10 protein-coding genes are annotated in these 13,190 nt (G+C 52.0%); 3 read left to right on the top strand and 7 right to left on the bottom strand.

Translation table 11 applies throughout. From position 1 onward, the window contains the following. Window positions 1–142: 142 nt before the first annotated feature. Both LCF41_RS15040 and fadL read right to left on the bottom strand, forming a co-directional pair. Window positions 143–601: a RidA family protein gene (locus tag LCF41_RS15040; RefSeq protein ID WP_225085296.1), complete on the bottom strand. Its 459-nt coding sequence runs from the start codon at window positions 599–601 to the stop codon at window positions 143–145. Window positions 602–897: 296 nt separating this feature from the next. Next, window positions 898–2,208, bottom strand: coding sequence for a long-chain fatty acid transporter FadL (gene fadL / locus LCF41_RS15035; RefSeq protein ID WP_225085295.1), 1,311 nt, complete (start codon window positions 2,206–2,208; stop codon window positions 898–900). Between the two features lie 389 nt (window positions 2,209–2,597). Here fadL and LCF41_RS15030 point away from each other — a divergent pair, with 389 nt between their 5' ends. From LCF41_RS15030 to fadJ, 3 genes are all read left to right on the top strand, one after another. Next, window positions 2,598–2,894 carry a YfcZ/YiiS family protein gene (locus LCF41_RS15030; RefSeq protein ID WP_225085294.1) on the top strand — a complete coding sequence of 99 codons (297 nt, stop codon included), beginning with the start codon at window positions 2,598–2,600 and terminating at the stop codon, window positions 2,892–2,894. Window positions 2,895–3,165: 271 nt separating this feature from the next. After that, complete coding sequence (gene fadI, locus LCF41_RS15025) at window positions 3,166–4,479, top strand: acetyl-CoA C-acyltransferase FadI (RefSeq protein WP_225085293.1); 1,314 nt, start codon at window positions 3,166–3,168, stop codon at window positions 4,477–4,479. Further along, on the top strand, window positions 4,476–6,659 hold the full coding sequence (fadJ, locus tag LCF41_RS15020; RefSeq protein WP_225085292.1) for a fatty acid oxidation complex subunit alpha FadJ: 2,184 nt from the start codon (window positions 4,476–4,478) through the stop codon (window positions 6,657–6,659). Before fadI ends, fadJ begins: the two co-directional genes overlap by 4 nt. Here the strand turns inward: fadJ and LCF41_RS15015 are convergent. From LCF41_RS15015 to LCF41_RS14995, 5 genes are all read right to left on the bottom strand, one after another. Beyond that, window positions 6,652–7,662 carry a Csu type fimbrial protein gene (locus LCF41_RS15015; protein ID WP_225085291.1) on the bottom strand — a complete coding sequence of 337 codons (1,011 nt, stop codon included), beginning with the start codon at window positions 7,660–7,662 and terminating at the stop codon, window positions 6,652–6,654. The two genes, fadJ and LCF41_RS15015, sit on opposite strands and share 8 nt — an antisense overlap. Window positions 7,663–7,666: 4 nt before the next feature. Beyond that, window positions 7,667–10,036 (bottom strand): fimbria/pilus outer membrane usher protein, encoded by a 2,370-nt coding sequence (locus LCF41_RS15010; RefSeq protein WP_225085290.1) that lies wholly within the window; start codon window positions 10,034–10,036, stop codon window positions 7,667–7,669. 58 nt (window positions 10,037–10,094) lie between these two features. Further along, entirely contained in the window at window positions 10,095–10,868 is a 774-nt protein-coding gene (locus LCF41_RS15005; protein WP_225085289.1) for a fimbrial biogenesis chaperone, read from the bottom strand. Between the two features lie 35 nt (window positions 10,869–10,903). Continuing rightward, window positions 10,904–11,440 carry a Csu type fimbrial protein gene (locus tag LCF41_RS15000; RefSeq protein WP_347880998.1) on the bottom strand — a complete coding sequence of 179 codons (537 nt, stop codon included), beginning with the start codon at window positions 11,438–11,440 and terminating at the stop codon, window positions 10,904–10,906. A gap of 198 nt (window positions 11,441–11,638) precedes the next feature. After that, window positions 11,639–12,187, bottom strand: a complete 549-nt coding sequence (locus tag LCF41_RS14995; RefSeq protein ID WP_225085287.1) for a Csu type fimbrial protein — start codon at window positions 12,185–12,187, stop codon at window positions 11,639–11,641. Between the last annotated feature and the right edge of the window lie 1,003 nt (window positions 12,188–13,190).

Raw genomic sequence — 13,190 nt, 5'->3', positions numbered from 1 at the left:
AGCCGCAAAGAACGAAATAAGGCCGCGAAAGCGGCCTTATCTATATGATGGCACAGTAGTATATCGCATGCTCTGCATGCATGTGTTCGGCGGACGACAGCATTTTAACGTTCTGACCATGCTGGCTGAGCGCTATGCTGTTTTAGTTGTCGCCAATGACCGCGACAGCGGAGACTTCCAGCATCATCCCAACGGACGGGAGGCTATGTACCGTGATGGTTGTGCTGGCAGGAAAATTGCCGTCTGGCCAGAACTCACGACGAATAGGGCGTAACGGCTCTAATAATCTCGGATCGGTCAGGTATACCGTAATATTAACGACGTCCTTAATGCTTCCCCCAGCCCTCTTGGCAATGGCATCGATGCTACGAAAGATGACTCTCGCCTGGCCTTCAAAATCCCCGGCCATCGATTTGCCTTGCTCGTTGTATAAACCGTCTTGACCTGATATCCAAACTGTCTTACCGCCTTCGGTTACTACGCCCGGTGAAATACCAAATTTCTGGGTTTCATCCGTTTTCAAATAATCACGTGCGAACGTCGAGGGTGAGATGATGATCAGCAATGCGGTCAGGCAGGCTAGGGAAAAGTGTCGTTTCATGTGTGCTCCTTGCAGTAATGAATCAGGTCTTTATCTGTTTGTTGCGAAATTGTAAAAATGCAACGTGGTTATGTTTAGCACAGCAATGACGGAAACAAAAATACGTTTTTCAGGAAAGGACTCTAGCGAGTAGATGCTGGTTGCTGTTATGCCGATCTTTTGTTTCTGGTGGCGAAGATAACGTGGCGCAATAAAAAAGCAGGTAAGTTGCCTTACCTGCTTTATCACGTTCTTCGTGAAGAGAATGAGAACGTCTGTTCTTATTTAGCACGCATCGTTTTTAGAACGCATCGTTTTTAGAACGCATAGTTGAAGTTCACGCCGTACAGCCAGGCTTTACCTTTGGAGCTGAACGTGTAGCTTGGCGAACCTGCTCTATCAGAGATAGGTTCGCTGATATCAACTTGCTTACCGTGCATGTAGGATACGCCAACATCCACAGACGCGTCTTTATTAAAGGCATAGGTGGTACCTGCACTCAGCCAGAAACGATCCTGATCCGGGATGGAAATAGAACGTTTGTCGGCTGGGACCGGGCTGTCATCAAACGCGATACCGCCGCGGAACGTCCAGTTATCGTCGTGATAGTAGGTGGTACCGAGTGCGATACGGTAAGCATCACGGAAGCTTTCATCTTTATGGAACAGAGTCTGGCCGTTGCTACCCGTCGCTTTCAGTTCCTGGAATTGGCTCCAACTGGTATAGGCCAGGCTGTAGTGCACTGCCCACTTCGGTGCTACGCGATGGTAGGCTGAGGCCTCCCACATCTCTGGTAGATTGAGCGTTAGCTTGCCAGGAATCTTAGCACCACCCGTACCGTTCAATGCTGTTACTGCTGTTGGGAGGTTGTTGCTGTAATCGCCGTTAAAGTCGATATCGACTTTAGAACGATAGGTCAGACCGAAGCGGTTATTTTCGTCCACTTCATACAGAATACCGGCGTTCCAGCCGTATCCCCATTCTTTACCTTCCAGACGAGCTATTTCTGAAGAAGGACCAGCGACGACCCCTTGTAACCCACCAGCTGCGGTAGGCACATTTGCCAATTCACCTGCCCGGCGAACAATCTTGGCATCAGCATAGACAGCATTGACACCCAGACCGAAGCTGAAATGCTGGTTAAGACGGTAGGCGGCGCTCAGATTCAGGTTTGACGTTATCAGGTCGGTTTGCCCGCCAATGGAACCTGCGGCATAGGTATCGTTGAACTCTGTTGCTAAGCCATAGTTAGTGGTGGCAGAAGCGCCGATTGCCCACTGTTCATTAAGCGGCATGATAAAATGCAGGTTCGGTACCCAGGCGTGCGGAGCGATATTTTTGGCACTGGTATTTTGCCCTGTCAGAGAGTTTTTCCCCTGAACATCAATATCCGGGTTGATATAGGTGACGCCACCGGAGAATGACGGGCGGTCAAACATGGTCATGGTCGCTGGGTTACGACTGCCGGAGGCCGCATTGTCGGCTACGGCACCTTCACCAGAAAATGCACGGCCCAGACCCGATGAGGAGTATTCATTTAGCTGGAAACCAGCTGCTGACACATTTGCTGAGAACAGTGCCACCGCAACAGCAATTGTGGATTGTTTGAACAGGTTTTTCTGGCTCATGACCAAAACCTCTTTATATGCTTGTTATTTAACGTTGTTACACGGGGTAACAAGGGACGCGCATTGTAGGGGGCGCACTCAGCCTGACAAATCAGACCAGTTGCCAAAGTATAAGTTGGGAATACGATAATGTTGCATTCGTGTATTAAGAATATTTCCAAAATGATGCAAAATTTAGATCTGCTTAACGTTTTGGTTAATTTGTGTGAAGAGATATTACTCGGTTTTTACTACCGCATAACACCTTAATGTGATTGATATCACTAAAATTCCTGGCTGGCATGAAGTGCTGGTACTGCTTTGGGATGAGGGAGTAAAATATAAGGAAGATAGAAAATATTTGAACTGGATCAAATCTCCCGCGTCTTAAGTCCTAAGAGGAAAGTATTATGACGAACGTAATCAACAAATGCAGTGCTGAGGAAACCGCAGCCTGCTGCTGTGTCGATGTCGGCACAATTATGGATAACACCGATTGCACGGCGTCTTACAGCAAAGTTTTCGGCGATCGTTCTGATGCGGAAGCGGCGCTGACCGCTCTGACGGCAAAAGCGCGTGCGGTAGAGTCCGAACCTTGCGACATCGTCAGCACATTGGAAGACGTAGACGGTGGCGTTAAGCTGGACATCGATTTTACGTTCAGCTGTCAGGCTGAAACGATGATTTTCCAGCTCGGCCTGCGTTAATTTTTGTCCCGGCAGGAGCCTTCTGTGGCTTCTGCCCGTCACGGTTTCCTCTGACGTCTTACCTCGCTTCTATCCCTTCTGTTGTGGCTATTTCTTCACTTTTGTTCGCGGCTACCCCACGCTCTTCACACTTTTGTGTTGCGCGCCTTTGCGTAATGTAACCATCTGGTTAACAATGAAATCAGGTCTGACCTGTTGTGCTCGCAATTTATTTTTGGCTAACGGAAGTATTTTTGGTTAACGGGAGTATTTTCGGTTAACAGGAGCGTTTATGAGTGAGGTATTACCTCTGATAACCCGCCGTGGCGATCGCATTGCGTTCGTGAGCGGATTACGCACCCCATTTGCCCGGCAGGCAACGGCCTATCATGGCGTACCCGCCCTCGAATTAGGGAAGCTCGTCACCAGTGAATTACTGGTTCGCACGGGTATCGATCCTGCATTGATCGAACTATTGGTGTTCGGGCAGGTGGTCCAAATGCCCGAGGCGCCGAATATCGCCAGAGAGATCGTGCTCGGTACGGGGATGAGCGTACATACCGATGCCTACAGCGTGTCGCGCGCCTGTGCCACCAGTTTTCAGGCGGTCGCCAACGTGGCAGAAAGTATTATGGCGGGTACGGTGGAAGTCGGTATTGCCGGCGGCGCGGATTCCTCTTCCGTGCTGCCTATTGGTGTCAGCAAAGCGCTGGCCAGAACGCTGGTGGATATGAACAAAGCCAGAACGCTGGGCCAGAAGTTGAAACTGTTAAGCGGTCTGCGCCCGAAAGACCTGCTGCCGGTTGCGCCTGCCGTGGCGGAGTATTCCACCGGGTTGCGCATGGGTGATACCGCGGAACAGATGGCAAAAACCTACGGCATCACGCGTGAAGAGCAGGATGAACTGGCGCACCGTTCGCACAAACTGGCGGCACAGGCTTGGGAGTCCGGGGTGCTGCGCGATGAAGTGATGACGGCTTACGTCCCACCGTATGAGAAAGCGCTAAGCGAAGATAACAATGTGCGCCATGATTCCGCACTGGAGCAGTATTCCCGTTTACGCCCGGCGTTCGATCGCCGACATGGTTCGGTCACGGCGGCTAACAGTACGCCGCTGACGGATGGCGCGGCGGCCGTTTTAATGATGAGTGAATCCAAGGCTAAAAGTCTGGGACTCACGCCGCTAGGCTACCTGCGCAGCTATGCATTCAGCGCCATTGGCGTACAGCGTGATATGTTGCTGGGGCCGGCTTATGCTTCTCCGCTTGCGTTGGCAAGGGCTGGCGTGGCACTGGCTGATTTGACGCTCATTGATATGCATGAGGCTTTTGCCGCCCAGACTCTGGCCAACCTCAAACTGTTTGCCAGCGATGAGTTCGCACGCACCCAGTTGGGCAGACATGCCGCGCTGGGTGAAGTAGACCGCGCAAAATTCAACGTGCTGGGCGGCTCTATTGCCTATGGTCATCCCTTTGCCGCTACCGGCGCGAGGATGATTACCCAAACGCTGAATGAATTGCGCCGTCGCGGCGGCGGGCTGGGATTAACCACGGCCTGCGCGGCGGGTGGGCTGGGCGTGGCAATGGTACTGGAGGTGACGCCATGAACGATCAACAGCCTTTCCCTACCGTAACGGAAAGCTCCTCGGCCTTTTCTCTCACTATTCGGCCAGACAACATTGGCGTGATCGGCATTGATGTGCCCGGCGAGAAGGTGAACACGCTAAAAAGCGAATTTGCGCAGCAGATTCTCTCCGTCTTTGAGCAGGCGCGACAGCATGCGACGCTCAGGGGGCTGATTCTGATTTCCACCAAACCTGACTCGTTTATCGCTGGTGCGGATATCACCATGTTGGATCAGTGCAGCAGTGCTGAACAGGCAGAAAATTTGGCGAAGCAAGGGCAGGAAACGTTCGATCAGATTGCTGCACTGCCGTTCCCCGTGGTGGCTGCGATTCACGGTGCCTGTCTGGGCGGTGGTCTGGAACTGGCATTAGCCTGCGATTATCGCGTTTGCTCGCTGGATGAAAAGACGGTATTGGGGCTACCGGAAGTGCAGCTTGGGCTTATTCCCGGTTCAGGCGGTACGCAGCGGTTGCCACGCTTAATTGGTCTGGATAGCGCGCTGGATCTCATTCTAACCGGCCGTCATCTCCGCGCGAGTCAGGCGTTACGACAGGGGCTAGTTGATGAAGCTGTCCCGCACGATATCCTGCTGGAGACCGCGGTAGAGATCCTCAAAAAAGGAAAACGCAAAGCCGTGCCGCTGGGCTGGCGTTCACGCCTGTTGAGCAGTCCAGGCATTCGCCATCTGCTTTTCAAGATGGTGAAGCGCAAAACCCGTGCGAAAACACACGGCAACTATCCGGCTACCGAAAAGATTATTCAGGTGGTGCGCCGGGGAATCGAAAAAGGCCGTGAAGAAGGATACCGTCAGGAGGCGCGAGCGTTTGGCAAGCTGGTAATGACGCCGGAATCTGTCGCCCTGCGCCATCTGTTCTTTGCTTCCAACGCCTTAAAGAAAACCGCTGGTGCGGCTTCTGATGCCAAGCCGATTCACCACGTCGGCATTCTTGGCGGTGGATTGATGGGGGGAGGGATCGCCAGCGTGACGGCGACGCGCGGGCAGTTGCCAGTGCGCATTAAAGATATTAATGAGCAGGGCATCAACCATGCGCTGAAGTACAACTGGCAACTGCTGACCAAGCGCGTCCAGCGTAAACGGATGAAGCCGACGGAGCGTCAGCGGTTGATGACGTTGATTTCCGGCAGTACGGACTATCGTGGGTTTGAACATGCGGATATCGTCATTGAGGCTGTCTTTGAAGATCTGGCGCTGAAGCGGCAAATGGTGGCGGAGATTGAAGATCATGCCGCGCCGCATACGATATTCGCGTCAAACACTTCATCGCTGCCTATCCACCAGATTGCGGAGGGCGCGCGTCGTCCGCAGCAGGTTATTGGCCTGCACTATTTTAGTCCGGTGGACAAAATGCCGCTGGTTGAGGTGATTCCTCACGCGCACACCAGCGCAGAGACGGTGGCAACAACGGTTGCTCTGGCGAGAAAGCAGGGGAAAACGGCGATCGTCGTGGGTGACAGCGCTGGTTTTTATGTGAACCGTATACTGGCGCCTTATATCAACGAAGCGGCTTACTGCTTGCTGGAAGGGGAGCCGATTGAATCGATTGACTATGCGTTGGTGCGTTTTGGTTTCCCCGTCGGCCCGCTTGCGGTGCTTGATGAGGTGGGCATCGATGTTGCGACTAAAATTGTGCCGGTGTTAAGCGAAGAACTGGGTAAACGTTTCACCTCCCCACCCGCGTTTGATGCAATTCTGAAAGACGGACGTAAAGGGCGAAAGAATGGGAAAGGGTTCTATCGATACAATAAAACGCGCCGTTTCTGGCACGCGGGGAGAGAGGTGGATAGCTCGATTTACCCGCTGCTGGATGTGACGCCGAAAGCCCATATCGACCCCGCGCTCATCAGCCAGCGTGGTGTAATGATGATGTTAAATGAGGCCGCGCGTTGTCTGGATGAAGGCGTGATCCAATGTGCGCGCGATGGAGATATCGGGGCGGTATTTGGCATTGGTTTCCCTCCTTTCCTCGGCGGGCCATTCCACTACATGGATCGTCTGGGAGTGGAAACGGTAGTGAAAACGCTGCTGGTGCTGCAACAGCAATATGGCGATCGGTTCGCGCCCTGTGAGCGTTTGCTCGCGATGCGGGAAAGTCGGCGGACGTTTTATCCGCCAATCGATGAGGACGATAGCGCTAGTTAATCGTGACGTTAATCGTGACGGTATCTTTATAGGCTCCCTCCGGCTGGCTGGCCTGACTGGCGTTAATGCGGGCGGTGTACGGGATACTCTGCGTAATCCCCGTACCCGTACCGCTATAATCGTTTGTTTCAGTCCAGGCGATATTACCGGTGCGATAGAGCTGGTATTGCAAATAGTAAGGCGTGCCGCCGACGGTGGCCGTCATCCTGCGCCAGTTGGCATCGTCGGGATGGGTACTGACCAGCTTGACGGTGTAGGCACCCAGCAGCGTACAGCGCACCCCGAGGCTGTTGCTGACCGCCGCGAAATCGGCGGGAAACGCCGCAATACCAAAACTGACATTCGGCGCACTGGTGATCTGGCAATCATTGGTGATATTCATGGTGATATTGAGGGTTGAAGTGGTTGAGCCTCTTTCGTAAACACAAAGACCGAGTGCCCCCAGCGAACAAAGTTCATAATCCCATTTAATCGTCACCGTATCGGTATAGGTCCCGGCCGCCACGTTGTTGCCGATACTGGTGCGGATATAGATCGGTATGGAGCCATCCGCTGAATTGAACAGGCCTAAAATTCCCAGAAATGTTGTTCGAGACCAGGTATAGGTTGAACCGATATCATAAAGCGTACCGCAGCCAGAATCGATACATAGGCTATAGGGAACGTAGTCTGTGCTCGTGCCTCTGCGCATCCGCATGGCGGTACCGCTGGGGTTACTGTCATCCAGTATTGTGATTTGAATGGTATTGGTACTGGCTAAACTCAACAGGCTCCCCGTACAGCGAAATCCACTCCCCGATGTCACAATCTGGGGTGTTCCATTAACACCGACAACGGAAGAAGCATAAGGCCCCAGTGTAGTGGAACTTGGTGGCGTCGTGCAGGCGGCGTAGCTAACAGGCGCGTAATACAGCGCCATCAGCAGGAAAGCCAGACGTAGCCAACGGGCCGCTCGCCGGTTAGCGGGGGAGAAGTGCTGGATTTTCGGTATCGGAGTCAGCATCTTTTTATCCTTTTGAGTCAGTCGTCTGGCAGGTGAGTGGGCCGATGGTCGCCATCATGGTCTGTGATTCCGGCAGTGAGAATTCCACCCGGCAAAGTCGTCCGTCTTCTTGTTTAAAACGTAAGCGATTAGCGGTTCCCAGATTGGCGAAGTAGGCCAGACCATCGTAGCCGCTGATGGTGGTATCACCGCTGATTTCGTTGGTTATCCAGGTGCCGATGGTGAGCGGATTGCCATCCGTATTGCGCAGCTTAATGTTGGCCGCTCGCACGGCATGAACGGGGAATTTCACGATGGTGCCGCTGCCTTCTTTGACCGACACGCGTGATTCCACCTGCGGTGTGGAGACGTTGGCTGGCAGCTGTAACGTATCGATTTCCAGTTTCGCGGGGTAGTTGGATACCACCCACGGTACGAGTAAGTGGCCGCGTTTATTCGTTTTCCCCACCAGTTGGTTTTCATATTTTACCGGGACATCGGGGTATCCTTCGGTATCGACCACAATAAAGGCGTCGTTGATGCGGTTGCTGGGGAAAAGCCCCCCGTTCATGTAGATCAGCGAACCGCTGAGTTCCCCCCACTGCGTGGTATCGCCTTCGTTGCCATAGGTTCCGCCAGCCATTGTGGCATAAGGGCCACGCCAGTTCAGCGAGCCTTGGTGATAAGGGTTTTTTCCTGCGCCATACGCGGCGTTCCAGCCAAATCCGCCTTCTGTCGGCGCGGTACGGTTCACCCCTACGCGCGGTGAATAATCGCCATTGCTGTCGCGCTGAACCCCGGCATTGATGCTGCCGTTTCTACCAAAAGGCATCACGAACTGGAGCTGGGCGCTGTAGCCGTTTTCTCCCAGCGCTTTATTAAAGGCGAGGTAAATGGAGCTGTCCTGCCAGACCTGACGGCTGAAAGAGAAATTCAGCAGACGGGTACGGGTTGAATCGTACGCGCGGATGTCGAAGTAACCCACGCCGAATGAGCCATTGCCTTCACCAAACAGCTGGCTGTTGAGTGTCGCCTGATAGCTTTCCCGACTGAGGCGACCTTCTGTGAGCACGGCAGTTAAATCGCGGTACTTCTCACTGCGTTTAGCGTGTTGAACGCTCAGGCCAAAGGCGGAACTGTAGTAAGAATAACCCGTGGTGTATTGGTGCCCGGTGGCTTCCTTTTCGCTCTGGCTGTAGGAAGAACTCAGCGTTCCCCAGCGGCCGACGGTAAAATCTACCCCCGCGCCGAGCAGATAGAGATCTTTTACCGCTTCGCCATGTGTCGATACCGTCAGTTTATTGGTCAATCCGTAGCGATAGATGCCGCTGACGGCAGGATCGTCAGTGTAGGAATTATTCTGTATGCCATAGTCCTGACGCAGAACGCCAACGGACAGATCGAAATCGCTCAACCCCTCTCTCAGCAACGCGTTGGAGACGTAAAAGGGGATGGTGGTGGAAATCTGTCGCCCCTGTGCGTCCGTGGTGATGACGGTCGCTTCCCCTGCGCCGTTCAAGTAAGGCGTATTGGTGAGGGTGAATGGGCCTGCGTTCAGGCTAGTACTGTTGGCTTTATAACCGTTGATAAACAGGTCAAGTGTGCTGGGCACAGCGGCGGTACCGGTGTATTGCAGCATCGGATAGGTCACGATATCCGGGCGAAGGCCAAAATTGCGGGCGACACGCAGGCCGCCCATACGTACCGAGTTACTCCACGTCAGGGAGTTGCTAATCAGGTCGCCAACCTGATAGGTGATCATGCGTTCGTTATCGTTATAGCGCCAATAGGTATCGAAGCGCTGATAGCCCTCTTGCTGCGAAGTGCTGTTGCCCGAGGTGAAATAGTAGATTCCCGTATTGGATAAGGTTCCGTAGGGGCTGAAAAAGCGCTGTTCCATCCAACTACTGAGAGAATCCGAACTGCCGCGGGGCGAGGTGTAATAAAGGTTATAGTTGAAGAGCAGGCCGGGGCTACTGCGGGCGGGGAAACGAGCCATATCCTGTCCCCCGCCTTCGACGGATTGCTCGGGCAGCCAGTGCATCGGCACGGTGAGCTTTAGCTGCTGTATGGTCTGATCGTAATCGACAGTGACATCGGGCAGGGCGCTGATATTAATCTGCCCCACGCTTTGCTCCGACAGACGAATGTGATTCTGACGCAGTGTTGCCGCATCGACATAATAATTCCCGTCACGATATGTGACAGGCACGACCTGATTATCGCTCTGTCCGTTAACGGAAATCGTCAAATAATAAACGGATTCGCTGAGTGAAGGCATGGCGCTGGGGGGCGCAGGAAGATCGGCATAGTCTTCCGCGAGAATCGTCGCAGAATAAAACAGCGCAGATGGCGCGTACATGAGCAGAAGGAAGGCACTTGTTTTACGCTTCATGCCAGACCTCACCATGGCCGTACAGTCACTCGACACACCTTTGTCATCAACCGAGCCATCATTCGCGTTTAATCAGTATGGGATCGGTGATATCGATCAAGTTGGTGAAGAGCTGCATCGCCGCGCCTGGTGTGGATACGCCCGCAGGCAACGGCCAGCGCATCTCTTGCCCTGGTAGCACATAGCCTAAAAAGCCATCGGTTATCTTTATCCGGCTTCCTTTTCCGCTTTGGTCAGATGACCAATAGACGTTACTCAGGCGGGCGTGCACCACGCCACGGTTACGGACATACAGATAGCTTTTTCCTCCAACTGCACTGACTCGCCAACTAAGTACGGGGAGTGTCGGTTTGGCGTTGGCGCGTCGTTTCTCTGGGCGACTATGCGTCCATATGCCTTCACCATCGAGAAACAGAGGCAGCAGATAGCGCATCTGGAATTGCAGCCCCATCTGCGGGGCATTTTGTTGATAGGGGGCGGAAATCTCATCAACGATGATGCGGTAAGCCTGTTCGGTATTGGCGGGAGCCGAGTTGACGCGAATCAGGCGTACCATATTGCGCTTACCCGGTTCCAGCGTCATGAACGGCGGTGTAGCAATCACGTTACTTTGTTCAGCATAGCGATCCTGAAAGTCTATTTGCTTCCAGGACATGATGCGGATTTGCAAACCGACGGGCGCATTGCCTTTGTTTTCCAGCCACAGTGCTGAGCTGTTCTCATCAGCTTCAATGACCTGATAAATCGGCCACACGAGAATAGAACTGGCGGCAAAGCAAAATGTGCTGAAACCGCTTAATAAAAAGGCCATTGCCCGAATAAAAAACGTCATTTTCCTCTTCATCCTGTGTTCACCCTGTTTTGTTTTTAATAAGTCAGGCTGACGGTCACGTTATCGGTATAAACCCCTGCGGGAGGCAAAGGCGTGCCGCCAAAATAGCGGGCATAAACGGTGTAGGTCTGGGTTGTGGCGGGAAAGGAGACAATACTGAGCGCCAGACTTCCCGTTCCCCACACCTGCGTGCGCGCAGCATCGCGGTAAAGCTGATAGGCCAACAGGCGCGTTCCCGCTGCATTTTTCAGATAACGCTGCGCACTGCTGCCGCCATTGGCACCGTAACCCAGTTCAATGATGGCGCTCGTGCCGGGTGTGCAGGTGGCAACAATCGAGCCGCCGCCGCTGGTACTGGCGATATCCACGTTGGTTGCCGTGGCGCTGCGCGTTCCGAAGTCAAGCGTGCCCATGTTGGGCTGGCTATTTGCCGTGCTGGTGCCAAAAACACAGCCTCTTTGTATCGTCGCTGTGACATCGAATGTGCTGCTCACGGTGAGCGCTATCGCCGCCGTGGGAATGATGGCACCGGACAGCAGAAGTGACAAAACCCATGCCGATGGAAAATGCATCGCAATACCAACGGTTACCGAGCCTGAATGGCGATGCGCAGCACACCCAACGTAAGGGTGAACGCCAGAGTGCAGGCAGTAAATGCAATAACGTGTATAAGGCGTGGTGACATAACGGCTCCTTTTCTTGCGGATCAATTTCTTGTGGATCAATGACCCTAAAAAGGCCGGCATGTGGGCATGCCAGCCTGTAAAAGATTACCATTCGATAGTTGCAGTGACGGTGTCGGTATAAGACCCGGCAGTGGGTGCCAGAACGGTTTGGTCTGACGGCTGAATACGTGCATAAATCGGAACCAACTGCGGGTTGCCCGTTGCCACAATGGTAATGCCGGTGGTGCTACTCAGCGGTATTTCAGTGGTGCGGGTTGAGTCGCTATATAAACGGTAGGGGACATTATAGGTTCCCGAGCCCGGAGCCAGTCTACGTAGTGATGCGGTGGCGTTTGCACCAGCACCTATCTTTAATGACGCAGGGGTACCTACAGAGCAACTGACCGTAATTCCGTTGCCCCCGATGCTGGTTATCTGGCTATCTATCGCGGTAGTCAGATCGGAGTGGGAGCCGAAGTCTATTGTTCCCCATGTGGTTCCTGCGCCTACTCCGTTGTCGACCGTGCAGGCGGCGGTAATGGTAAGTGATACAGGAATCTGACCATTAATCGTCACGCTGCTGGCGGTGGGGGATAGGCCAAATGTGGTGAATAACGTCGCCAGAATAGATAATGTGATACGTTTAGAATTCATAACGATTCCTTTATATGTCTCTCACTTATTTTCATCGAAAGTGTCTTCACGAAATTACCTTCACGAAAGTACCGTGGTTTCCGTGAAAACTGCTCGTCATGAGTGACTATTACGAAAAAAACCATAACGAGTCGTTTTAATCAGTACGTGTATTTATATGACATAGTTTCGGTTTTTCGGGAAAATGCAAAAGAGATGTTCTCTTTCCCGATCACCTAACCTACAGACATAAAAAATCGCACTGCTGAAATATGTATCGCTACTATTTTCAGTGCTTTCCGTATGGTGAAAATAAATCTATAAAGAAATGTACTGCTAATTTTTTTCTTCCATGGTGTGAATAATGGCGGGCATATAAAATAACAGAGAGGTTCTTCGGGCTTTATCCTGAATTGCACATTCGTCCATAAATAGAAGAGCAATCTATTTTTATTATATGACGTTATATTCTGTGTAATGACCTTGTTTATATAAAAAGAATAGTAAAAAAAACGCTATTTAAGATAAAGATAGAAGTAGAGTGGTTGTTTAACAATATCGCAAAATTGATATGCGTCAAAAAAGTTTAAGTAATCGATATTTTTTGCTTTTAAAGTTTTTTATGCTGGATTTTTGCTTTCTAATTGGATGTATATCCTAATTTTTTATTTTATCGTAATAAATCTGAATTCCCATCCTGATAGTATGGTTATCTACTTCGGATGTGAGAGACTGTGTTGTATGTCTTTAAATATTTTATTTATCATATAATTACAGTGATAATGCAGACGTGTGACGTACCTTCTGGCGCTGTCGCTTCAGGACAATTATTGACGCTTTGGTCACAGATCGGCTAAAAATGCGTCGTTGAAAATGATTAATTTCACAACACTATTCGGTCATATTTCCGACTGACTCCGGTCGGTGGGCTGTGGGAGGATGCGGGTAAGGATGAATTTTTCTACCAAAACCTGACCTCAGGCGAGTTTACATAGTGAAAAACTCAGGTAACCTACAGCAAACC

This window comes from Pectobacterium colocasium (genome assembly GCF_020181655.1).
Lineage (GTDB): Bacteria > Pseudomonadota > Gammaproteobacteria > Enterobacterales > Enterobacteriaceae > Pectobacterium > Pectobacterium colocasium.
Note: the sequence above shows the minus strand (reverse complement) of the source record. Positions and strands in the feature narration are given on the sequence as shown.

Coding starts and splice junctions, on each gene's coding strand:
- LCF41_RS15040 (WP_225085296.1), bottom strand. CDS start 601: ATGAAACGACACTTTTCCCTAGCCTGCCTGACCGCATTGCTGATCATC.
- fadL (WP_225085295.1), bottom strand. CDS start 2,208: ATGAGCCAGAAAAACCTGTTCAAACAATCCACAATTGCTGTTGCGGTG.
- LCF41_RS15030 (WP_225085294.1), top strand. CDS start 2,598: ATGACGAACGTAATCAACAAATGCAGTGCTGAGGAAACCGCAGCCTGC.
- fadI (WP_225085293.1), top strand. CDS start 3,166: ATGAGTGAGGTATTACCTCTGATAACCCGCCGTGGCGATCGCATTGCG.
- fadJ (WP_225085292.1), top strand. CDS start 4,476: ATGAACGATCAACAGCCTTTCCCTACCGTAACGGAAAGCTCCTCGGCC.
- LCF41_RS15015 (WP_225085291.1), bottom strand. CDS start 7,662: ATGCTGACTCCGATACCGAAAATCCAGCACTTCTCCCCCGCTAACCGG.
- LCF41_RS15010 (WP_225085290.1), bottom strand. CDS start 10,036: ATGAAGCGTAAAACAAGTGCCTTCCTTCTGCTCATGTACGCGCCATCT.
- LCF41_RS15005 (WP_225085289.1), bottom strand. CDS start 10,868: ATGACGTTTTTTATTCGGGCAATGGCCTTTTTATTAAGCGGTTTCAGC.
- LCF41_RS15000 (WP_347880998.1), bottom strand. CDS start 11,440: ATGCATTTTCCATCGGCATGGGTTTTGTCACTTCTGCTGTCCGGTGCC.
- LCF41_RS14995 (WP_225085287.1), bottom strand. CDS start 12,187: ATGAATTCTAAACGTATCACATTATCTATTCTGGCGACGTTATTCACC.